Genomic DNA, 21,731 nt, shown 5'->3' on the forward strand with positions numbered 1-21,731 from the left:
AGGAAATGTTTTATAATATAACTTTTGATCTTTCAAATATTATTCAGTCATCTTAGTCGCACCCGCGCATCAACAGCAACAATACTTTTCCAGGTGCCAATCAAGGGATTGATGTCCATTTCGGTAATTTCCGGGACAGCTTCTGCCAAAGCCGAAAGCCGTTGGATGATTTCCACAAATTGGTTTTCGTCAACGCCCTCTCGGCCCCGCGCACCCTGAATGAGTTTATACCCGCGAAGCGATTGGACCATTTGCTGGGCTTCGTTTTTTGAAATAGGGCTTAAACCCGCCGAAACATCGTTCAGCACTTCTATAAATATCCCGCCCAAACCGCAAAGTATAGTATGGTTGAAACCTGGCTCTTTCATTACGCCCACAAACAGTTCCAGTCCCGCCAGTTGCGGCTGTACCATTACTGCCCTTGCGGAATCTATTTGCATCAGCCTATCAAAGGTTTCCGAAACTTCTTCTTTGGAAGTAATGTTCAGCACTACACCTTTTGCATCACTTTTGTGGAGTGGACCCACAACTTTCATCACCACAGGAAATTCCAGGGAATCCATCGCGGCGAGCAGGTTTTCCTTTGAATTTTCCACCAGTTCCATAACCCGTGGAATTCCAGCCGCATCTAACAGCTTCTGCGTTTGGGGGGCATCCAAATAACCCTCGGAGGCCGTATCGATAACGCCTCGTATTTTTTCGATGTCAATTTTCGGGAGTGAAATTGCTTCGGAAACAGGTTCCGGCGTATTGAAAACCTGGGAGAGAGCTTTCCCCAAAACCACTTCATCGGGGAAGTTGATGTGCCCTTTCTTCAAAAATGATTGAATTTCACGTTGCGCATTCACCACGGAAGGCAGCACAGGAAAAATGGGCTTGTTACAGATTTCGAGTTTGACGCTCAACACATTATAAACATTTTCCACATCAAAAAGTCCCGGACTGCCGAAAACCACGGCCATCGCGTCTATGTTGTCAAATTTGTGTTCGCAGTAATCGATGATGATACCCAATTGTTCGGCAGTGCCCGTGGCCAAAAAATCGATGGGGTTGGCTACGGAAGAGCCGGGGTAGAGAAAGGTTTTCAGCTTTTCGGCATCAGGTCCGGATATTTCGGGAACTTTTAGGCCGCCTTTTGAAAGCTCATCGGCCAGCATCACCGCCGACCCGCCGGCGTGGGTAATGATGGCAATGTTTTTCCCCTCCAGTTTTTTGTAGTTGAAAATTGAGGCCACGCTCAACAGTTCCTCGCGGCTGCTGCAATACACAATCCCCGCTTTGTGGAATAGTGCGCGCACCGTCATATCGCTACTCGCAATCGCTCCAGTATGCGAAGTGGCGGCACGACTTCCTTCGGTAGTGCTCCCTGCTTTAATGGCCGCTATTTTCGCACCTTTTTTTATGAGGGACGAAGCGTGTTTCAGCAGCTTTTGCGGATTGGAAATAGTTTCGAGATACAGCAATTTAATCAACGGGTCTTTTTCGGCATCGAAGTTTTCGTCCATATATTCCAAAATATCCTCAACGCCCGTCTGGGCTGCATTTCCAACGGAAAATACGTTCACGAAGGAAACGCCCAGCGCCATTCCGGCTTCCATAATAAAGACTGCCGTGGCGCCCGACCCCGAAATGAGGTCGCAACCCTTTGGGTTGAACTGCGGCACGGGAGCGGTAAAAACGCCTTTGTAATTTTCGGTGATTACGCCGATGCAGTTTGGGCCAATCAGGCAACCATCAACCGAATTGACTGTCAAAACTATCTGCTGTTCCCATTGTTTTCCCTGTTCGCCCGCTTCGCCAAAACCTGCGGAAATGATTATAAAAGCCTTCGTGTTTTTTTCTTCGGCTAAAATTTTTACCGTTTCGGGACAATATTTTGCGGGAATGGCAAGAATGGCGAGGTCAGTTTCGGGAATTTCCTTTACTTCAGAAAAACTCTTTATGCCTTGAACCCTTTCTTCCTTTGGGTTCACCGCGTAAAGATTTCCCGCAAACCCTCCGGCAAGAATATTTTTAAGCATATTGCCACCGGGCTTTTTGGTATCATTGGAAGCACCGATTATGGCGATACTTTTCGGATTTAGTAGTTGGTTGTTGACCATATTTTTTAGAAATGAAGTTGAAATGCAAAGTGAATTCGAGGGATTTTTGGGAAGTACGAAATTAAAAGATGTTTAAGTCCTAAAAACTGATAAATATCATATTTCGCACAGCAGTGAAAAGGTATTTTTATGCCCAAATAATTCAAATTGAAATGGTCTCCAATCCAAGGCCTTATATTTTTATTATGGCGATTTTGCTCGCCCTTTTCGGCTTTTATAACTATGTAATCTATAATACCGACGGCTACGTGGCCGTCGAAAAGTTATCTCCAGTGGCAGTGAAAGGCCAGCAGCTGTTCCAAAGCAACCGTTGTTGGTCCTGTCACCAATTGTACGGTTTGGGCGGATATTTGGGTCCCGATTTAACCAACGTGTATTCTACAGAAGGCAAAGGCCCAAACTATATAAAAGCGTTTTTGAACAGCGGGGTGAAGAGTATGCCGCAATTCCATTTTACCGAAGAAGAAAAGGATGCCCTCGTGGAATACCTGAAACAGGTGGATGAAACGGGCATTTATCCAAATTATGACGCCGAGATTGAGGCCACGGGCTGGGTTAAAATAAAGTATCGAAATGAAGAATAAAGTGCCGCTCTATTTCTTGTTGTTTGCGCTCACCGCCCTGTTTTTAGGCATGCTCTTTGGGCTTACCGCATCGTTTCAATACCTCTTGCCCGATTTTTTAAAGGAAACCGTTCCCTTCTCCAAACTGCGGCCCTTTCACGTTACTTCGGAAACTTCGTGGATTGTGCTCGCCGCCACGGGCAGCATCTATTTCTTTATCGCTTCGGTTGAGAAATTTGAACTTTTCTCGCGCAAATTACAATCGCTGCATTTCATACTTTTCCTGTTAACGGGCGTCGCCATTTATTTCTCTTTTGCTTTCGATTATACCGAGGGGCGCGAATATTTTGCCTTCAAACCCATTTTGATGATCCCGATATTACTGGGCTGGGTACTTTTCGGTATCAATTATTTCAAGACGCTTTATACCAATATGAAAGGCTGGCCCGTCTATTTTTGGATGTGGGGCACGGGCATCGTTTTTATGTGCTACCATTTGATGGAGGCGCATTTTTGGCTGTTCGATTTTTTTAGGTTGCATTTTATAAAGGATTTTGCCGTACAATGGAAATCCACCGGCTCGTTTACGGGCTCGTGGAATATGCTGGTTTACGGTATTTCAATTTATCTGATGTCCAAAATCAAAAAGGATACCGACGTGGCTACCAATAAAATGGCGTTTTTCTTCTACTTTTTGGGACTCACCAATTTGATGTTCGGCTGGGCGCACCATACCTATTTACTGCCCACACAGCCGTGGATCCGCTACGTTGCCTATGCGATAAGTATGACCGAGTGGATTGTTTTGGCGTCGATTATTTACAATTGGAAACGCTCTGTTTTAAAGGTAGAAAAGGAAAACCACCCAATGGCTTATCGGTTTCTGCTGGCAACCGATTTCTGGATTTTTATAAATATTATTTTGGCGCTGTTGTTCTCCATTCCTGCCATCAATTTCTTTACCCACGGCACGCATATTACGGTGGCGCATTCTATGGGAACCACGATCGGCATTAACACGACGATACTTTTTTCGGCGCTATTTTTTATTGCCTATTCTTTGCGGCCAACGTTTCAAACCGATACCAAATGGGTGAAGCGCGGTTTTGTGACCTTCAATATTTCGCTATTTATCTTTTTCATTTCGCTGATAATTGCCGGAGCCAAGCGCAGCTACTGGATGTACGTTTCTAAGGAAGAATCGTTTGCTGAAATGCAGGATTCAATCGTGCCGTACTATATTTCGTTTTTCATCTTTGGAATTGGGATTTTTGTTTCGCTGTTGATCGTTGCAGCGCCTATTTTCAAAGCATTACTTCAAAAAATTAAAACTTGATTCCCGATGGATTTACTTCAAAAAATAACTGAACTGAAAAAGCAGAAAAATGCTGTAATCCTCGCGCACTATTACCAAGTGCCAGAAATACAGGAGGTGGCCGATTATGTGGGCGACAGTTTGGGCCTTTCGCAAAAAGCTGCGGAAACCAATGCCGAAATGATCGTTTTTGCCGGCGTGCATTTTATGGCCGAGACCGCAAAGATTTTGAACCCCGACAAAAAAGTTTTATTGCCCGATTTGCTGGCGGGTTGCTCGCTGGCAGATTCGTGTCCGCCCGATGCTTTCCGGACATTGGTGGAAGCGCATCCGGACCATATGGTGATAACGTACGTGAATTGTTCTGCGGAAGTAAAAGCCTTGAGCGATATAATCTGTACCTCTTCCAATGCCGAAAAAATTGTGAATTCCGTGCCAAAGGACGTTCCGATTATTTTTGCGCCCGATAAAAATCTGGGGAAACATATTCAGAAGAAAACCGGACGGAAAATGCTGCTTTGGGACGGTGCCTGCATTGTGCACGAAGCATTTTCGATGGATAAATTGCTAAAACTTTACAAAGAGCACCCGGGTTCAAAAATTATTGCGCACCCCGAAAGTGAGAGCCATATTTTGGAGACCGCAACTTATATCGGTTCCACGGCGGGCATGATTGATTATGTGAAAATGCATCCTGCGGAAAAATTTATAGTCGCCACCGAAGCCGGAATCCTCCATAAAATGCAGCAAGAAGTACCGCAGGCAATATTGATTCCCGCACCCGCCGAAGAGGACAACACTTGCGCGTGCAGCGAATGCGCATTTATGAAAATGAATACGTTACAAAAACTCTACAATTGTTTGCTGAACGAAACCCCGCAGATAGAGGTTTCGGAGGAAATACGAAAAAAAGCCATTCTGCCCATTGAGCGAATGCTGGAACTATCAAAATAATGCTGGAAACCAATTTTTTGATCATCGGTTCGGGCGCTGCGGGTTTAACACTCGCAGTGAAACTTGCTACGGAATTTCCGAAGAAAAAAATCACGGTCGTAACCAAAGCCCATCAATCGGAATCGAACACCAAATATGCCCAAGGCGGCGTAGCTGCAGTTTTTGATTTAAAGGAAGATTCCTTTCAAAAACATATTGAGGATACGCTGATTGCCGGCGACGGACTTTGCGACAAAACCGTTGTGGAAATGGTCATAAAAGAGGGGCCAAAAAGATTGCGCGAACTGATGGATTGGGGCGCTAAATTTGACACCGATGCCGACGGCGAACTCACGCTGGGCAGGGAAGGAGGCCATTCAAAATTTAGGGTAATACACCATAAAGATACGACGGGAAACGAGATTGAGCGCACGCTTTTGGAACGCGTCAATCAACTACCAAATATAACTTTGCTGCCACATCATTTTGCGATAGATTTGATAACCGAGCATCACTTTTCCGAAGAAAGGACTGAAAATCTTTCGTGTTACGGCGCCTATGTTTTGGACCAAATTTCCGAGAATATTTTTACGATAAAGGCCGACTGTACCACGCTGGCTTCCGGGGGAATGGGGCAGGTTTACGGGCACACCACCAATCCTGCGGTTGCAACGGGCGATGGCATTGCGATGGCCTATCGCGCAAAGGCGCGCATCCAAAATATGGAGTTTATACAGTTTCACCCAACGGCGCTGTACGACGGAAATAACGGCGCTTCATTTTTGATTTCGGAAGCTGTGCGTGGCTTTGGAGCATTTCTTCGGAATAAAAAGGGCGAACGATTTATGTTGGAATATGATGAACGCGGCGAATTGGCTTCCCGCGATATCGTTTCGCGGGCTATAGATTCTGAAATGAAAAAATCGGGCGACGATTGTGTTTTTTTGGATTGTACGCATTTGGATAGTGTCGATTTCAAAAAACACTTCCCAACTATTTTTGAAACCTGTTTGCAGCGAAACATTAATGTGGCAAAAGATTGGATTCCCGTAGTTCCGGCATCGCATTATTTGTGCGGTGGGGTGGTGGTTGATATGTATGGAAAGACTTCGGTGGAAAATCTTTTTGCCTGTGGCGAATGCTCTTGCACCGGCTTGCATGGTGCCAATAGACTGGCATCCAATTCGTTGCTGGAAGCGTTGGTTTATGCGGACCGCATTTTTCAGTATCTCTGTAAACATAAGCCTTTACGGACGACCAAAGCCATTCCGGAATGGAATGACGAAGGCACGGTTTTGTTGAAAGGTTCTGATGTTCTTCAACAAAAAACGGAGCAGTTGCAACGGTTGATGCGACGATATGCAGGCGTGGTTCGGAATAATAGCGATTTAGAAAAAGCATCGGCACAGTTGGAGGTTTTGTATTTTGAAATGGAAGCCCTGTACCAAAAACACAAATTAAATACGCCCCTCTCAGAGCTTCGGAATATGGTAAATGTGGCGCATTTGATTATTCAGCAATCCATGAATCGTAACGAAAACTGTGGCGGTTATTTTAATGACGATTATAAAACATATATAACAGAAAAATTATGAAGACTTTACTAGAAAATTCGGTTAAAAAAGCAATGGATTATTCCGAATACAACTTGCTTTTTAAACAGTTAGTGGCGGAAGGCCGAACCACTGGTGAACCTACCCAAGAAAAAATTGATTATACAAAACTGAACTTTAGCCGTACCAAGCGATTGGATAAAACCGCAGAAATTGCAGAAGAAAGCGTTGAAGTTTTCAAAAATATTTCTGAAAAACAAACATGGCTTGTAATCAGCGAACCGTGGTGTGGCGATGCCGCGCAAACGCTTCCGATTTTGAACAAGATTGCGCAACTTTCGGAAAACATCGATTTGAAGATTGTGCTTCGCGATGAAAACCCCGAATTGATGGATGAATTTTTGACCAATGGTTCGCGCTCCATTCCCGTAGTTATTATCCTTGATGAAGATTTCAACGTAATCAATACTTTCGGTCCGCGCTCGAAGGCCGCGACAAAATTGGTTGCCGATTACAAGGAACATCACGGCAAAATTGACGACGCCTTTAAGGAAATGCTGCAAGTGTGGTATAATAATGATAGGGGAGTTTCAATAATTAATGATATTTTGGAAGCTCTGATTGTAAAAGCGTAAAAGGAATCAAAACGACGATTTGACCCACGACAAACAGAATAATTACTATCACTCGGGTTTCAAACCGTTGTGCTTCCAACAGTCGTAATTTCAACTGTGGTGGCTACAACCGTCGTGGCTCAAAAGTTCAATTTTCAAAAAATCTGACCAAAGTCATTTTAGAAGCAGATAAGATTCCCAACCTTTGCATAAAACTTAAAAATTATGCAAATCGTTTCAGCCCAAGAGGCCATATCTATAGTAAAATCTAATAATCGCGTATTTTTTCAGGGAGCCGCAATGACGCCCAATTTGTTGATAGACACCTTGTGTGAACGCTATCGCGAACTCAAAAATGTAGAAATAATCCAAATCCACACCCACGGTGAGGCTAAATATACACAAGCTCCATACAACGAAGCTTTTAAGCTTTCAAGCTGTTTTGTGGGTGATAACGTTCGGAAAGGTGTTAATACTATTCACGGCGATTATATTCCAGTTTTTCTGAGTGAAATCCACTGGCTTTTCAGAAGAAACATCCTGCCTTTGGATGTGGCTTTCATTCAAGTGTCTACCCCAGACAAACATGGGTATTGCTCATTGGGTGTTTCAGTTGATGTTACCTTGCCTGCCATACAAACAGCAAAACACGTTGTAGCCCTTATCAACCCAAACGTTCCGCGAACCCATGGCGATGGCATTATTCATATAAAAAATATAGATTTTGCCGTAGAAATTGATGAGCCTATTCACGCATCAATATTGGGAACACCAACAGATATTGAAGCTACAATAGGAAGGCATGTTGCTGGATTGGTGGAAGATGGCGCAACGTTACAAATGGGCATTGGCAATATTCCAAATGCCGTGCTTCATAATTTGGGCAACCATAAACGATTGGGAATTCACACCGAAATGTTCAGCGACGGAATACTTCCTTTGGTAGAAAAGGGAATTATCACTGGGGAAGATAAAGAAATCAAAACTGGCAAAATAGTTACTTGTTTTGCGATGGGTACCCAAAAATTATACGATTTTATTGATGACAACCCAATAGTGCATTTTAAAGAAGCCGGCTATACAAACGATACTGCTATCATTCGTAAAAACCCAAAGGTAACTGCTATCAATAGCGCCATTGAAATTGATTTGACGGGACAGGTTTGTGCGGACAGTATTGGTATGTATCAATATTCCGGTGTGGGCGGGCAGATGGATTTTATACGAGGCGCTTCACTTTCAGAAGGAGGAAAGCCTATTATTGCTATGCCTTCAGTCACTAATAAAGGGATTTCAAAAATTACCCCGTTCTTAAAGGAAGGAGCCAGCGTTACTACCACCAGGGCACACGTTCATTATGTGGTTACCGAATATGGAGTAGTTAATCTTTTTGGAAAAGGAATTGAACAGCGGGCGAAGGCACTTATTTCCATTGCGCATCCCGATCACCGGGAAGCCTTGGAGCGCGAGGCGCGAAAGCGTTTTCATAACTAAAGTTATAAGGTTACTTTTTTTAAAGTGGATAAAAGGAGCTATTTTTTTAAGACAGATTTGTCCTTGAATAATATTGTTATTACTTACTTTTAAAGAAAATAAATCTATATGTTTTCAAAAGCTTGTGAATATGGTATTCGTGCCGTTCTATTTATAGCTAAGCAATCCCAAAAAGATTTGCGTCCAAATATTACGGAAATATCCAAAGCTGTAGATTCTCCAGAACCATTTACAGCCAAAGTTTGCCAGCAGCTTGCCCGTGCTGGTATACTTCTTTCAAAAAAAGGGCCCAATGGCGGATTTTATCTTGAAAAAGACTCCACTTTAAAACTGGCTGAAATAGTAGCAACAATTGATGGAGATAATATTTTTAAAGGGTGTGGCTTGGGACTTCGGGAATGCTCTTCGGAACATCCCTGCCCTGTTCACGATCAATTTATGGTCGTGCGGAACGGTTTAAAAAAGATGTGTGAAAATACGTTGGTAATGGAGCTCGCCGCAAATTTAGAAGAAGGCGAAACGTTTTTGAAAGTTTAAGATTAATTACATGCGCGCAAATACAGGATCAAAATATGTTCAGAAATGGAAAAGAAAAAGCCTATAAAACGTCACAAGGCATTACAACCTTTAAGCCGTCAGCATCATTTTGGGCTGCTTTTCAGTTGGAAACTGCGCAAAGGTTTCAGTAAAAATATTGATCCAGAAAGACTTCAAAAATATGCTTCTTGGTTTTTTGAGAAAGAAATTAAGCCACATTTTGAAGCTGAGGAAAAGTATGTTTTTACGGTTTTGAAAGAAGAGAATGAATTGATACATAGAGCCTTAAAAGAACACAGGCGAATAGAAAACCTTTTTAAGGAAAACGAAAATCCTGAAAAATCCCTAAGGCAATTGAAGCAGGAGCTCGATGCACACATTCGCTTTGAGGAACGCATCCTTTTTAATGAAATCCAAAAAGTGGCTACCGCCAGCCAACTTGAAAAAATTTCGGAAATCCATTCAGAAAACCCATCCCGGCCTGAATATCCTGACCCTTTCTGGGAAAACTAAGAATTTCTTTTACAAATCCTTTATTAAGATAAAAATATCCTTTTATGATATAGGTCATATTTTGGTTGTCATTTTATGTGGAAATTTGTTCCAATCAATTCATAAAAATAAATACTATGACAACACTTCAAGAAAAAACAGTAGCCGATGTGGTTACAGACAATATAAAAGCAGCCCATATCTTTAAAAAACACGGCATTGATTTTTGCTGTGGTGGAGGCATTAGCATTAAAAAAGCCTGTGAAAAAGCAAAAATTGATCCAGCTATGTTGGAAGCGGAACTGCTGGGCCTTGATGTCATCCAGGATAGGACCAAGGATTACAACAGTTGGAAACTGGATTTTCTTACAGACCATATTATCAACATTCACCATACATACGTTGAAGAAAATAGTCCGCTGCTTTTACAGTATGCCCAGCGTGTAAACCACGTTCACGGCCATCATTATACAGAGCTTGGACAGATTGAGACTTTGGTAAAACAAGTGGTGCAGGAGTTGGCTTCACATATGAAAAAGGAAGAATTGATTCTTTTCCCTTTTATTAAAAAACTTGTAAAGGCTGAACGCGAAGGTGGCGATATTCCCGCCATCCATTTTGGAACTGTTGAAAACCCCATAAAAATGATGGAAGCCGAGCATGAAGAGGCTGGCGAAATATTGCGTCAAATTGCAAAATTGAGCAATAACTTTACACCACCAAAGGGTGCCTGCAATACGTACAGGGCTTTTTATGCCAAGCTTGATGAGTTTGAGCAGGATTTGCACCAGCACGTACATTTAGAAAATAATATTCTTTTCCCAAAAGCCTTGAACTTAGAAAAGAAATTAAAGAAAAGCTAATCTGTTTTTAGAAGTATCCACAGCCCCAAATCTTAGACTTTTTTATTTGATTGGTTTTTTTGAGCAGTTCGGTATTATGGCAACTTTGAATGTTTGTAGCCACAATCCGAACTGTTTTTTAATTTTGAATCTTGATGAATTTAAGAAAACACATAGCCTTTGCGCTTTTCTATTTTCTCCTGGTGGCGCTTATGGGAGTTTTGCTACGCCTTTTTTTTGTCACCCCCCTTCCGCTTAATTATAAATACATATTGCATGCACATTCGCATACGGCGCTTCTTGGCTGGATTTATTTAGGGTTGACAACTTTGATCTTCAAAATTTTTCTTTCCGAAGCACAAAAACCGAAGCTCTACCAACGTATTTTTGTGTTTACAAACCTGTGCATAGTGGGAATGCTTATAACCTTTCCCATTCAAGGGTATGCGTTATATTCCATTATTTTCTCTACGCTGTTTCTGTTTGCTTCCTATTGGTTTGCCTGGTTCGCGATAAAATATATTCCGCAGCATTTTAAGAAACGGTTTTCTTGGAAGCTTATAAAAACTGCGTTGTGGTATTTGGTTATTTCAAGTGTTGGTCCTTGGGCAATCGGGGGTGTGATGGCAACCTTGGGCCCAGGGTCTATTTGGTACAAATCTTCCATTTATTTTTATCTTCATTTCCAGTATAACGGATGGTTTATAATTGCTCTTTTGGGGGTACTGTTTTATGTTTTAGAAGGAAAAGGAATTCAATTTAATACTGAAAAACTAAAATCATTTTTCCTTCTTTTGAACGTTGGTGTACTATTCACAGTCTTTCTTTCCTTTCTTTGGTTTGTTCCGCCCACAGCTATTTATATTTTGGGACTGGCTGCAGCAGTGGCGCAGCTTTTAGCCTTTTATGAGTTGTATTTTTTACTGAAAACCCATTTTTCCGTTTTAAAAACTGCTGTAGGTAAAAATGCCTTTTTTTTTCTGAAAATAGCAGGAATATTAATGGTTTCTAAACTTATAATGCAGCTCTTTTCCGCATTTCCATATGTTGCAGATTTAGCTTATCAACTAAAGGATTTTGTAATTGGATATCTACATTTAGTTTTCTTAGGCATCGTTATCACAACAATGCTAGCGTTTCTGAAATACTTTAAATTAATTACGTTGCCCAATAGTTTTCTACGACTCTTTCTTTTTGCATTCGCAAGCACAGAGCTGCTCATTTTTTACAAAGCTTTCGCACTTTGGTTGGGGCTTCCTTTTTTTTCGGAATATTACTTACTGATCGCAATTTTAAGTTGCACATTTCCAGTTGCGGTGGGAGTTTTATTTTTAAAAAACCTTAAAAATTTATATCTTACTCCATAAAGCACGAAATTGTAAACATTCCATTTTCATAATTAGAATCAAAGTTGATAAATATCATTTGACAAAATTAAATCTGTTGCAACCTTTGCAAAAGGTATAACGAGCAAATTTTAGATTGATGGTAAACTGTTTCCATTGCGGCGATGCGTGTTTGGACGTTGAAATTAAGCATGAGGAAAAATCCTTCTGTTGTCATGGGTGTAAGACTGTGTTTGAAATTCTGCACGATAACGATTTAAGTTATTATTACGACCTTGAAAAAAACCCTGGAATTTCCCCAACGGAAATTTCAGGAAAGTATGACTTTCTGGACAATGAGGCGATTGTTGAAAAATTGCTGGAATTTAACGATGGCAATACGCGGATTGTTTCTTTTTTAATTCCTTCCATCCATTGCAGCAGTTGCATTTGGATTCTTGAAAACCTCAATAAACTTAACCCAGCAGTTAAATCTTCACAAGTAAACTTTCCCGAAAAAACGGTACGGATCACCTTTTCTGCTGATGAAAATTCACTGAAGAATCTAGTGATTCTTTTAAGCCGAATAGGTTACGAACCCTACATTTCGCTGGACGATTCCGAGAAAAAGGAAAAAAGCGTAAACCGAAGCCTCATTTATAAACTGGGCATCGCAGGCTTTGCCTTTGGAAATATTATGTTCCTCTCATTTCCAGAATATTTTGAACATTCTGAATTTTGGCTGGACCAGTTTAAACCCTTTTTCCGCTGGTTGATGTTTGCATTCTCACTGCCCGTTGTTTTTTACTCGGGAAGTGGGTATTTCACTTCAGCATACAAAGGCCTTCGTTCCAAAATCTTAAACATAGACGTTCCCATAGCGTTGGGAATCGCTGTGCTTTTTATTCGAAGTACGATAGATATTGTTTTCGATTTGGGCACAGGCTTTTTTGACAGTCTCTCGGGCCTTGTATTCTTTTTGTTATTGGGGAAATTTTTTCAGCAGAAAACTTACAGCTACCTTTCCTTTGAACGCGATTACAAATCATACTTTCCAATAGCCGTTACCAGACTTTTCAGAAACGCTGAAGGCAAAGTAACTGAAGAACAGGCCGAGGTTTATACCATACAGAAAGGCGATCGCTTGCTAATTCGCAACAACGAAATAATTCCCGTAGATGCTATTTTAATCAAAGGGAACGCGCTTATTGATTACAGTTTTGTTACCGGGGAAGCGGAACCCATTAGCAAGCAAAGTGGCGATAAACTCTTTGCAGGTGGAAAACAGCAAGCCGGGATTTTGGAAGTTGAAGTTTTAAAACCTGTCGCCCAGAGTTACTTGACGCAACTGTGGAGCAACGATGTTTTTAGCAAGGATAAAACCGGCGTTTTTGAATCAATAACTGACAGCATCAGCAAACGTTTTACTGTCGTTTTGCTTTCAATAGCCTTTATTGCTACCATTTTTTGGCTTGTGGTCGATCCTTCCAAAGCGTTTAATGTGTTTACTTCGGTTTTGATTGTTGCCTGTCCGTGTGCCATTGCATTAGCTGCGCCGTTCACTTTAGGGAATGTTTTGCGAATCTTCGGAAGGGAGAAATTGTATTTAAAGGAAGCTTCGGTTATTGAACAAATGGCAAAGCTGGATACCGTGGTTTTTGACAAAACGGGAACTCTCACAACCAACCAAAAAAATATGATCACCTATGAAGGCGTTGCGCTTTCGCCGGAAGAAAAACAATTGCTCACGAGCACACTTAGGGCATCAAGCCATCCTTTGAGCCGTTCGCTCTACAACATTTTGGATAAAAATAATATCCAGACCTTGGATGAATTTGAAGAAGAAGTAGGGAAGGGGATTTCCGCCACTTCTAATAATAATTCCATAAAAGTAGGTTCGTATGATTTTGTTGGAAATTATGATGGGATGATTTCCGAAGTTAAAAACAGAACTACTGTCCATGTGAGTGCCAACCAGGTTTACAAAGGATGCTACATATTCAATAGCGAATACCGAAAAGGGGTTGCCGAAATTTTTGAACAGCTTGAAACGGATAAAGAAGTAATAGTGCTTTCAGGCGACAACGAAGGCGAACGCAAACGTTTGGAAGCATTACTGCCAAAAGGAACTAAACTGTTTTTCAATCAAAAACCGGATGATAAGCTTAATTTCATAAAAACCCTTCAACAAAGCGGAAAACAGGTATTGATGATTGGCGATGGATTGAACGATGCAGGAGCATTAAAACAGAGCAATGTAGGTTTTGTGATCTCAGAAAATACAAATGTATTTTCACCAGCCTGCGATGGTATTTTGGACGCTTCCCAATTCAAAAAAATTGGGGATTTTCTAAACCTGTCAAAGAAAGGAGTGAACATCATAAAATGGGCTTTTGTGTTTTCGCTGTTTTATAATTTAATAGGTTTGGCATTTGCGGTTACAGGACATTTACAACCCGTAGTTGCAGCCATATTAATGCCTTTAAGCTCTATAAGTATAGTGGTTTTTACAACCTTGGCGACCCAATATGTGGGAAAGAAATTAAGAACGGATATAAATAAGTAAAATTGACAAATGTCATATTTTAAAGAAGTTTGCAATAATATTTTTGAAAAATAATTATCAGGTATGACCATAATCTATATGCTCTTGGCAATCAGTGTTTTTGTGGCGCTCATTTTTTTTGCACTGTTTATTTTTTCAGTAAAAAAGGGCCAGTATGATGATACCTACACTCCTTCCGTACGTATGCTTTTTGACGATGAACTGGTAAAGGAAGGCTCTTCAAGCCCTAAGAATACTTCAAAAGAAAATAAAACCAATCCAGAAAAATAATTCTATTAACACTATGCAAACAGAACAGTTTTACTATGACAACAAGATTGTCAAAAAATTCATCAATGCAACCATTTTTTGGGGTATCATTGGTATGAGCATAGGCTTGCTGCTAGCCTATATGTTTTTGTTCCCAAACATGACTGATGGTGTTTCCTGGCTCAGTTTTGGGCGTTTAAGACCCTTGCACACGAATGCGGTAATTTTCGCTTTTGTGGGTAATGCCATTTTTGCGGGAGTCTATTACTCCACCCAACGCTTGCTGAAAGCACGAATGTGGAGTGATTTTTTAAGTAACTTGAACTTTTGGGGCTGGCAGGCCATAATTGTTGGTGCTGCTATTACGCTTCCATTGGGTTACACAACCTCAAAGGAATATGCCGAACTCGAGTGGCCCTTTGATATTGCCATTGCGGTAATATGGGTAGCTTTTGGTCTAAACCTAATTATGACAATGGTTAAAAGACGTCAGCGCCACTTATATGTGGCCATCTGGTTCTATTTGGCAACCTTTGTTACAGTAGCTGTTTTGCACATAGTAAATAGCATGGAGCTTCCCGTATCTGCGCTTAAAAGTTATTCGGCGTATTCTGGCGTTCAGGATGCTTTGGTACAATGGTGGTATGGGCATAATGCGGTTGCTTTTTTCCTAACTACGCCTTTCCTTGGGTTAATGTATTATTTTGTGCCGAAAGCGGCCAACAGACCTGTATATTCCTATAGGCTTTCTATAGTTCACTTTTGGTCCTTGATATTTATTTATATCTGGGCGGGGCCTCACCACTTACTTTACACAGCGTTGCCAGAATGGGCTCAAAATTTAGGAGTGGCTTTTTCGGTAATGCTTATAGCACCATCTTGGGGTGGGATGATAAACGGACTTTTAACGTTGCGTGGCGCTTGGGATAAAGTTCGCGTTGATCCAGTATTAAAATTTATGGTTGTGGCAATTACCGGCTATGGTATGGCAACTTTTGAGGGGCCCATGCTTTCACTTAAAAACGTAAACGCGATAGCGCACTTTAGCGACTGGATTATAGCTCACGTTCATGTTGGCGCACTCGCTTGGAACGGATTTTTGACCTTTGGTATGATCTATTGGTTGGTACCGCGCCTATTCAAAACAAAATTGTATTCCATTAAATTAGCGAACGCCCATTTTTGGATAGGAACTTTAGGTATCATAATGTATGCACTGCCTATGTACGTTGCAGGTTTTATGCAAGCATCAATGTGGAACCAGTTTAATCCAGATGGAACATTAACCTATGGAAATTTCCTAGAAACGGTTACGGAAATCATCCCTATGTATTGGATGCGCGCCATTGGTGGCAGTCTGTATATTACTGGAGCGTTTATAGCACTTTATAACGTAGTGATGACTGCGCGCAGGGGTAGTAAGGTCACCGATGAACTTGCCGAAGCAGCACCATTAACACCTGTAACCAAAAGGCAAACTTCAGGGGAAGGTTACCACACTTGGTTGGAGCGAAGACCTATCAAATTGACTATTTATGCAACTATTGCAATTCTAATTGGAGGGGCTGTGCAGATTATTCCATCCTTAATGGTGGACGATTACGTTCCCGTAATTTCAAGTGTGAAACCTTATACACCTTTGGAATTGGAAGGACGCGATATATATATTCGTGAAGGCTGCGTAGGCTGCCACTCTCAGATGATTCGTCCTTTTAGGAGTGAAGTGGAACGCTATGGCGAGTATTCAAAATCTGGAGAATATGTGTATGACCATCCATTCCTTTGGGGAAGTAAACGTACAGGGCCTGACTTACACCGAGTGGGAGGAAAATATTCCGATAACTGGCACTTAAACCATATGTACGACCCACAGAGTACTTCATCAGGTTCTATAATGCCTTCCTATAAATGGTTGATAAATACAGAATTGGATAAATCAGATACCGAGACAAAAATGCGCGCCATGGTTAGTTTGGGAGTGCCCTATACAGAAGAGGAAATAGCCCGTGCGCAAGAATGGATGGATGAGCAAGGAACCCAAATTGAGAAAAACCTTTACAGCGATCCCGACTTTGTAAGTACGTATGAAGCAAGTAAAAAATATGCAGAGGAAAATGGAGAGGATTTTATTGAAATGAAAGATCGTGAAATTGTAGCGGTTATAGCTTATTTGCAACGATTGGGTACAGATATTAAAGTACAAACCACCGAAGATGCTTCGGCCAAAAACGAATAGTTATGTTGAAATTTGTAAAAGGAAACCTCGAGAACATAGATAACGTTCAAATATATCCAATGATTTCTTTATTGATATTCTTCGTATTTTTTGTGGTGCTTTTTTATTGGGTAATCACCGCCAAAAAAGAACATATCAAAGAAGTGAGCAATATTCCATTGGAAGACGATACTAACCACCAAAACGAAAAAATACTATGAAAACCACAGCATCATTTTTAAGGGTTATCGGTTTTGCGATACTAGCCTTCTTTCTCTTAGAGCTTACCATTGGTTCCGGTGAACAGTGGGCCATAATAAAATACCCGATCATTTGGGCTGTTTTGGCAATGTTGCTTTTTTTCGCCATAGCTTTAGAAACTATCGCTGCAGCTTTACAGCGTATTCTCTTCGGTGGGCTGAATCCCGAAGCGAAAGAGCGCTACCTAGCTGCTGAAAAGCTAAGAGAACAAAACCGTTTCGGATGGTTTAAAAGAAAATATAGCGAAATGCTCGGCGCAAAACCTGTTGAAACAGAACAGGAAATTGTTTTGGATCACAATTATGACGGCATCCGGGAATTGGACAACAAACTTCCACCTTGGTGGGTATATATGTTCTATGCAACTATAATCTTCGCCGTTGTGTATTTGGTGCGCTATCACATTTTTGACGGTACAGATCAAAGAGAGGAATATGAAATAGAAATAGCACAGGCAAAAGCAGAGGTTGAAGAATATAAAAAGAATAACAAAGATTTAATTGATGCCAATACAGTGGAACTACTTACCGATGCTAGCGATATTGAAGCCGGAAAGAGCATTTTTGTCGCAAACTGTGTAGCCTGCCATAAAGATAGCGGTGGAGGAGGTATCGGGCCTAATCTCACAGACGATTATTGGATATTGGGCGGGGGAATCAAAAATATTTTTCACACTATAAGTGAAGGAGGCCGAGCCGGAAAAGGAATGATTTCATGGAAAACAGACCTAAAACCTAGCGAGATGGCCCAAGTAGCAAGTTATGTTATGACACTCCACGGTACCAACCCTGTAGATGGTAAGGAACCTGAAGGAGAGGTGTGGGTAGATGAAAATGCGCCAGTGGACAATGTGGAAGTAAAAGTAATAGACTCTACCACAATTAAAATTGAAATGAACAATGAGCCCGTCGTAGACGATCTTCGAGCAGAAGGGAAGTAAAAACATTTAAATTAATAATTTACCAAAACAAAAGACACTTTGGATACTCCCGAAAACGAACGGTTTAGAGACAGCATCGGTACAATTAACGAAGAAGGTAAAAGAGCTTGGGTTTATCCCAAAAAACCTTCCGGCAAACTGTATGAATACAGAAAATATGTAAGTTACTTTCTGCTTGCTTTTCTGTTTGCTGCTCCGTTCGTGAAAATTAATGGAAACCAGTTCCTGCTCTTTAATGTTTTGGAGCGCCGTTTCAATATTTTTGGATTCCCCTTTTGGCCCCAGGACTTTTATTTGTTTGTTATAATGATGGTGATTGGGGTAGTTTTCATCATATTTTTCACTGCGGCTTTTGGAAGAATCTTTTGTGGATGGATTTGTCCACAGACTATTTTTATGGAAATGGTTTTCCGCAGGATTGAATATTGGATTGATGGGGATAGGGGAGCACAGATACGTTTAAGCAAACAAGCGTGGAATGCTGAAAAAATTAGAAAGCGAGTATTAAAGTGGTTTATATTCTTTGTAATCTCTTTTTTAATTGCAAATATATTCCTTGCGTATTTAATAGGAAGTGACCGCCTCATACAATATGTTATTGAGGGGCCATTGGGGCACATCAGTACCTTGATTTCCTTGCTGATATTCACTGGCGTGTTCTATTTCATATTTGCTTGGTTCCGCGAACAAGTCTGTATTATAGCCTGCCCTTATGGGAGGTTACAGGGAGTATTGCTGGACAATAAATCTATAGTTGTGGCATACGACCACAAACGTGGCGAAAAAGAAGTGGGGCGTGCCAAATTCAAAAAGAATGAAGATCGTGAAGCTACTGGCAAAGGCGACTGTATAGATTGTTTTCAATGTGTACATGTTTGTCCCACGGGTATTGACATCCGTAACGGTACGCAGTTGGAGTGCGTTAACTGTACCGCTTGTATAGACGCGTGCGATAGCATTATGGAAGCGGTAAATCTGCCAAAAGGATTGATTCGTTACGCAAGTGAGGAGAATATTGAAAAAAAGGCAAAATTCAAATTTACGCCACGCTTAAAGGGGTATACCGCAGTTTTGGTGATATTGATAGGGGTTTTAACGGGTCTTTTATTTTTGAGGAGCGATGTAGAGGCAAATGTGCTGCGTCTTCCGGGACAATTGTATGAGCATAAAGAGAATAACATAATCAGTAATGTTTTCACCTATAAATTGCTTAACAAAACTACGAGGGATATTGAAAATATTCACTTTAAACTTAAGTCGCATAAAGGAACGATTCATACCGTAAAACAAGGTGAACTGGTTGTTCCAGCACAGGGATTGGCCGAAGGAACCCTTTTTATAGAAATTAATAACGCTGCCTTAACGGGCGATAAAAACAGGGTGGTCATAGAAGTGTATAGCAATGGAGCCTTAATAGAAACTACCAGCGTTACCTTTCTTGGGCCAAGAAATTATAATTAAGAAAAATTAAAAAGTAGGTTATGAAAATAAATTGGGGAACAGGACTAGTGATTGGAATGATATTTTTTATAGGCTTCATTTTATTTTTTGTTATAAAAATAAGTACCGATAAAAAGTACGATTACGATTTGGTAACGGAAGAATATTATAAAAAGGAATTAGTATTTCAAAAAGAAATCGATGACAGAGCAAATTCAAATTCCTTGGAGGCTAACATTATAGGTAAAAAAACTGAGAAAGGCTGGATGCTAACTTTTCCCGAAAACCTTGATTATACCAAGATTACAGGTACTGTGTTTCTTTATAGACCCTCCAATAAAAATCTTGATTTTCAAGAGCCTTTGAAGCTTTCGTCCAACAGCTTAGTAATAGCCGATGAACGTTTGGTTGCCGGCCGATGGAACACTATTGTTCAATGGAGTTATGAAGGAAAAGATTATTTATATAAAAAAGAAATAGTTTATTAATAGACATTGAATGCTATACACCGCCCTCATATTTGGATTAATGGGAAGTTTCCACTGCGTGGGAATGTGCGGGCCTATTGCTTTCCTATTGCCCGTAGACAGAAGTAATAATCTGAAAAAAGTTGGACAGATTTCACTATATCATTTCGGAAGAGTACTCGCATACAGTATTATAGGATTTATTTTCGGTTTGGTGGGTAAAAGTTTGAATCTTTTCGGCTTTCAGCAACAGCTTTCTATTTTAATTGGTGTTTTAATGCTTGCCGTTATTTTCATTCCGCAGAAAACCTTTAACAATCACAATTTTTCAAAACCTATTTACAGAATCATTTCCAAAGTGAAATCTGCATTGGGAAAAGAACTCAAAAAGAAAACCCCCGATACTTTTTTGACCATTGGTTTCTTAAACGGTTTTTTGCCGTGTGGTTTGGTCTATATGGCGGTTTTTGGAGCCATTGCTTCTGGCAATGCTCTTGAGGGAAGTTTGTATATGGCAATCTTTGGATTGGGAACCATTCCATTGATGACGTCGGCCATTTATCTGGGTAATTTTTTAAACGGGCAGGTACGCCAGCGCATCCGCCGCGCAATTCCCATATTTGTAGCAATTATAGGCTGTCTTTTTATAGTTCGTGGTATGGGTCTGGGCATTCCGTATATTTCACCAAAACCCATGACCGAAAGTGTAGATGCCAATTACAACTGTCACACCGTGACTTCAGAAGATAAAACAATTTTTAACCATTAAAATATTGAAATTATGACAACTACAATGATTCCCTTGGCAAATTGGGGTATGGGTACGGCCCTCATCATTTTCTTTGCAGTTTTATGTGTTGTGCTTTCCGCCATTGTTATCAACTTTGTTATGGGCGGTAAAAAAAAGAATAACGAAGAAATAACTACCCCTAAAGATGAAAACATTTAAAATTGATACATTATGAAAATTATAAACTCTATTCCACTGGTTGATTTTAGTGGTGGCGTAGCAGCAACTATAATTTCAATAGTTGTTTGCTTTGCTCTTATCGCTGGGCTAATTTTTTATGTGAAACGTAGCAAAAAGCGAAAAAACATGGTTCATAATCGAAAAAAGAAGAATGACAATCCCGAAAGAAAAGGTTAGAATTTCAAAATATTAATATTTATTTTTTTCTGTTTTTCAAATATTATCTTCTTATTTGGCCAATTCAATGATGGCTTGCACCGTTTCTTTATTGTCAACACCCAAGCCTTCCTGCTGATGCACCATTTCACCATGATGGTCAAAAACACTTATAATATTTGAATGTGAAAAATCCATCGGAGAGATTTCTTTATAATTAACTGCCAACACAGCTGCAAATTCGCGGGTATCTGCTTCGGTTCCGCGAAGGAAGAGCCATTTATCATCCTCCATTTCATTTTCTTTACTAAAAGCTTTTAGCCTTTCAGGGGTATCGGTTTCTGGATCAATGCTTACAAAAACATATTGTACATCGTCCTTTTTTTCCTCGGGCACTTGTTTTTCAATATTGCGCATATCTGCAACCAAACGTGGACAAGCAGCTTTACAGGTTGTGTAAATCATAACCATAACAACTACTTTTCCTTCAAGGTCTTTCAGTTCAATTTCTTCTCCATTTTGAGTGGTCCAATGGGAGGGAAGATTATAAATAGACATTTCCGGAATGGCTTCACTTACGGCTTTTTTCACTTTTGCAGAATCAGAGGTGTCTGTATTTTTTTCTGAATTACTATTGCAGGAAAAAAAGCTCCCCAAAGCAAATGCTATTACCAAATATCTAAATTTTTTCATGTTT

22 protein-coding genes are annotated in these 21,731 nt (G+C 40.5%); 20 read left to right on the forward strand and 2 right to left on the reverse strand.

Annotated features, from left to right (window positions below; genetic code table 11):
* Window positions 1–47: 47 nt before the first annotated feature.
* Window positions 48–2,102 (reverse strand): acetate--CoA ligase family protein, encoded by a 2,055-nt coding sequence (locus JK629_RS10775; RefSeq protein WP_202335627.1) that lies wholly within the window; start codon window positions 2,100–2,102, stop codon window positions 48–50.
* Between the two features lie 185 nt (window positions 2,103–2,287).
* On the opposite strand from JK629_RS10775, the gene JK629_RS10780 reads away from it, so the two are divergent.
* The 20 genes from JK629_RS10780 to JK629_RS10875 all read left to right on the forward strand — a co-directional run bounded on the left by JK629_RS10780 (window position 2,288) and on the right by JK629_RS10875 (window position 21,055).
* The gene (locus tag JK629_RS10780) at window positions 2,288–2,686 is read left to right on the forward strand and encodes a c-type cytochrome (protein WP_052671304.1); all 399 of its coding nucleotides are present in this window, start codon (window positions 2,288–2,290) and stop codon (window positions 2,684–2,686) included.
* Window positions 2,676–4,001 carry a cbb3-type cytochrome c oxidase subunit I gene (locus tag JK629_RS10785; protein ID WP_202335628.1) on the forward strand — a complete coding sequence of 442 codons (1,326 nt, stop codon included), beginning with the start codon at window positions 2,676–2,678 and terminating at the stop codon, window positions 3,999–4,001. Before JK629_RS10780 ends, JK629_RS10785 begins: the two co-directional genes overlap by 11 nt.
* A gap of 6 nt (window positions 4,002–4,007) precedes the next feature.
* Window positions 4,008–4,934 carry a quinolinate synthase NadA gene (gene nadA, locus JK629_RS10790; RefSeq protein WP_202335629.1) on the forward strand — a complete coding sequence of 309 codons (927 nt, stop codon included), beginning with the start codon at window positions 4,008–4,010 and terminating at the stop codon, window positions 4,932–4,934.
* The gene (gene nadB, locus JK629_RS10795) at window positions 4,934–6,508 is read left to right on the forward strand and encodes an L-aspartate oxidase (RefSeq protein ID WP_202335630.1); all 1,575 of its coding nucleotides are present in this window, start codon (window positions 4,934–4,936) and stop codon (window positions 6,506–6,508) included. Before nadA ends, nadB begins: the two co-directional genes overlap by 1 nt.
* On the forward strand, window positions 6,505–7,101 hold the full coding sequence (locus tag JK629_RS10800) for a thioredoxin family protein (RefSeq protein WP_202335631.1): 597 nt from the start codon (window positions 6,505–6,507) through the stop codon (window positions 7,099–7,101). Before nadB ends, JK629_RS10800 begins: the two co-directional genes overlap by 4 nt.
* A 204-nt stretch (window positions 7,102–7,305) precedes the next feature.
* Window positions 7,306–8,574, forward strand: coding sequence for an acetyl-CoA hydrolase/transferase family protein (locus tag JK629_RS10805; RefSeq protein WP_202335632.1), 1,269 nt, complete (start codon window positions 7,306–7,308; stop codon window positions 8,572–8,574).
* Between the two features lie 108 nt (window positions 8,575–8,682).
* The gene (locus JK629_RS10810; RefSeq protein WP_202335633.1) at window positions 8,683–9,111 is read left to right on the forward strand and encodes an RrF2 family transcriptional regulator; all 429 of its coding nucleotides are present in this window, start codon (window positions 8,683–8,685) and stop codon (window positions 9,109–9,111) included.
* Between the two features lie 45 nt (window positions 9,112–9,156).
* Window positions 9,157–9,624 carry a hemerythrin domain-containing protein gene (locus JK629_RS10815; RefSeq protein WP_202335634.1) on the forward strand — a complete coding sequence of 156 codons (468 nt, stop codon included), beginning with the start codon at window positions 9,157–9,159 and terminating at the stop codon, window positions 9,622–9,624.
* Between the two features lie 116 nt (window positions 9,625–9,740).
* Complete coding sequence (gene ric, locus JK629_RS10820; RefSeq protein ID WP_202335635.1) at window positions 9,741–10,466, forward strand: iron-sulfur cluster repair di-iron protein; 726 nt, start codon at window positions 9,741–9,743, stop codon at window positions 10,464–10,466.
* A gap of 134 nt (window positions 10,467–10,600) precedes the next feature.
* Window positions 10,601–11,812, forward strand: coding sequence for a hypothetical protein (locus tag JK629_RS10825; RefSeq protein WP_202335636.1), 1,212 nt, complete (start codon window positions 10,601–10,603; stop codon window positions 11,810–11,812).
* Window positions 11,813–11,930: 118 nt separating this feature from the next.
* Window positions 11,931–14,336, forward strand: a complete 2,406-nt coding sequence (locus JK629_RS10830) for a heavy metal translocating P-type ATPase (protein ID WP_202335637.1) — start codon at window positions 11,931–11,933, stop codon at window positions 14,334–14,336.
* Window positions 14,337–14,399: 63 nt separating this feature from the next.
* Complete coding sequence (gene ccoS, locus JK629_RS10835; protein WP_202335638.1) at window positions 14,400–14,606, forward strand: cbb3-type cytochrome oxidase assembly protein CcoS; 207 nt, start codon at window positions 14,400–14,402, stop codon at window positions 14,604–14,606.
* 13 nt (window positions 14,607–14,619) lie between these two features.
* Window positions 14,620–16,821 carry a cytochrome-c oxidase, cbb3-type subunit I gene (gene ccoN / locus JK629_RS10840; RefSeq protein WP_202335639.1) on the forward strand — a complete coding sequence of 734 codons (2,202 nt, stop codon included), beginning with the start codon at window positions 14,620–14,622 and terminating at the stop codon, window positions 16,819–16,821.
* Between the two features lie 2 nt (window positions 16,822–16,823).
* Window positions 16,824–17,021: a CcoQ/FixQ family Cbb3-type cytochrome c oxidase assembly chaperone gene (locus JK629_RS10845; RefSeq protein WP_202335640.1), complete on the forward strand. Its 198-nt coding sequence runs from the start codon at window positions 16,824–16,826 to the stop codon at window positions 17,019–17,021.
* A complete protein-coding gene (locus JK629_RS10850; RefSeq protein ID WP_202335641.1) occupies window positions 17,018–18,001 on the forward strand; it encodes a cbb3-type cytochrome c oxidase N-terminal domain-containing protein in 984 nt (327 codons plus the stop codon). Before JK629_RS10845 ends, JK629_RS10850 begins: the two co-directional genes overlap by 4 nt.
* A gap of 39 nt (window positions 18,002–18,040) precedes the next feature.
* Entirely contained in the window at window positions 18,041–19,462 is a 1,422-nt protein-coding gene (gene ccoG, locus JK629_RS10855) for a cytochrome c oxidase accessory protein CcoG (protein ID WP_202335642.1), read from the forward strand.
* 20 nt (window positions 19,463–19,482) lie between these two features.
* Complete coding sequence (locus JK629_RS10860; RefSeq protein ID WP_202335643.1) at window positions 19,483–19,929, forward strand: FixH family protein; 447 nt, start codon at window positions 19,483–19,485, stop codon at window positions 19,927–19,929.
* 10 nt (window positions 19,930–19,939) lie between these two features.
* Window positions 19,940–20,677: a sulfite exporter TauE/SafE family protein gene (locus JK629_RS10865; protein ID WP_202335644.1), complete on the forward strand. Its 738-nt coding sequence runs from the start codon at window positions 19,940–19,942 to the stop codon at window positions 20,675–20,677.
* Window positions 20,678–20,689: 12 nt separating this feature from the next.
* Window positions 20,690–20,857: a hypothetical protein gene (locus JK629_RS10870; RefSeq protein ID WP_202335645.1), complete on the forward strand. Its 168-nt coding sequence runs from the start codon at window positions 20,690–20,692 to the stop codon at window positions 20,855–20,857.
* A 12-nt stretch (window positions 20,858–20,869) separates the two neighbouring features.
* Window positions 20,870–21,055 (forward strand): hypothetical protein, encoded by a 186-nt coding sequence (locus JK629_RS10875; protein WP_202335646.1) that lies wholly within the window; start codon window positions 20,870–20,872, stop codon window positions 21,053–21,055.
* A 51-nt stretch (window positions 21,056–21,106) separates the two neighbouring features.
* On the opposite strand, the gene JK629_RS10880 is transcribed toward JK629_RS10875, so the two are convergent.
* On the reverse strand, window positions 21,107–21,727 hold the full coding sequence (locus tag JK629_RS10880) for an SCO family protein (protein ID WP_202335647.1): 621 nt from the start codon (window positions 21,725–21,727) through the stop codon (window positions 21,107–21,109).
* Window positions 21,728–21,731: the final 4 nt, after the last annotated feature.

It is taken from the genome of Aequorivita iocasae, from assembly GCF_016757735.1.
Lineage (GTDB): Bacteria > Bacteroidota > Bacteroidia > Flavobacteriales > Flavobacteriaceae > Aequorivita > Aequorivita iocasae.

Coding starts and splice junctions, on each gene's coding strand:
- JK629_RS10775 (WP_202335627.1), bottom strand. CDS start 2,102: ATGGTCAACAACCAACTACTAAATCCGAAAAGTATCGCCATAATCGGT.
- JK629_RS10780 (WP_052671304.1), top strand. CDS start 2,288: ATGGCGATTTTGCTCGCCCTTTTCGGCTTTTATAACTATGTAATCTAT.
- JK629_RS10785 (WP_202335628.1), top strand. CDS start 2,676: ATGAAGAATAAAGTGCCGCTCTATTTCTTGTTGTTTGCGCTCACCGCC.
- nadA (WP_202335629.1), top strand. CDS start 4,008: ATGGATTTACTTCAAAAAATAACTGAACTGAAAAAGCAGAAAAATGCT.
- nadB (WP_202335630.1), top strand. CDS start 4,934: ATGCTGGAAACCAATTTTTTGATCATCGGTTCGGGCGCTGCGGGTTTA.
- JK629_RS10800 (WP_202335631.1), top strand. CDS start 6,505: ATGAAGACTTTACTAGAAAATTCGGTTAAAAAAGCAATGGATTATTCC.
- JK629_RS10805 (WP_202335632.1), top strand. CDS start 7,306: ATGCAAATCGTTTCAGCCCAAGAGGCCATATCTATAGTAAAATCTAAT.
- JK629_RS10810 (WP_202335633.1), top strand. CDS start 8,683: ATGTTTTCAAAAGCTTGTGAATATGGTATTCGTGCCGTTCTATTTATA.
- JK629_RS10815 (WP_202335634.1), top strand. CDS start 9,157: ATGGAAAAGAAAAAGCCTATAAAACGTCACAAGGCATTACAACCTTTA.
- ric (WP_202335635.1), top strand. CDS start 9,741: ATGACAACACTTCAAGAAAAAACAGTAGCCGATGTGGTTACAGACAAT.
- JK629_RS10825 (WP_202335636.1), top strand. CDS start 10,601: ATGAATTTAAGAAAACACATAGCCTTTGCGCTTTTCTATTTTCTCCTG.
- JK629_RS10830 (WP_202335637.1), top strand. CDS start 11,931: ATGGTAAACTGTTTCCATTGCGGCGATGCGTGTTTGGACGTTGAAATT.
- ccoS (WP_202335638.1), top strand. CDS start 14,400: ATGACCATAATCTATATGCTCTTGGCAATCAGTGTTTTTGTGGCGCTC.
- ccoN (WP_202335639.1), top strand. CDS start 14,620: ATGCAAACAGAACAGTTTTACTATGACAACAAGATTGTCAAAAAATTC.
- JK629_RS10845 (WP_202335640.1), top strand. CDS start 16,824: ATGTTGAAATTTGTAAAAGGAAACCTCGAGAACATAGATAACGTTCAA.
- JK629_RS10850 (WP_202335641.1), top strand. CDS start 17,018: ATGAAAACCACAGCATCATTTTTAAGGGTTATCGGTTTTGCGATACTA.
- JK629_RS10860 (WP_202335643.1), top strand. CDS start 19,483: ATGAAAATAAATTGGGGAACAGGACTAGTGATTGGAATGATATTTTTT.
- JK629_RS10865 (WP_202335644.1), top strand. CDS start 19,940: ATGCTATACACCGCCCTCATATTTGGATTAATGGGAAGTTTCCACTGC.
- JK629_RS10870 (WP_202335645.1), top strand. CDS start 20,690: ATGACAACTACAATGATTCCCTTGGCAAATTGGGGTATGGGTACGGCC.
- JK629_RS10875 (WP_202335646.1), top strand. CDS start 20,870: ATGAAAATTATAAACTCTATTCCACTGGTTGATTTTAGTGGTGGCGTA.
- JK629_RS10880 (WP_202335647.1), bottom strand. CDS start 21,727: ATGAAAAAATTTAGATATTTGGTAATAGCATTTGCTTTGGGGAGCTTT.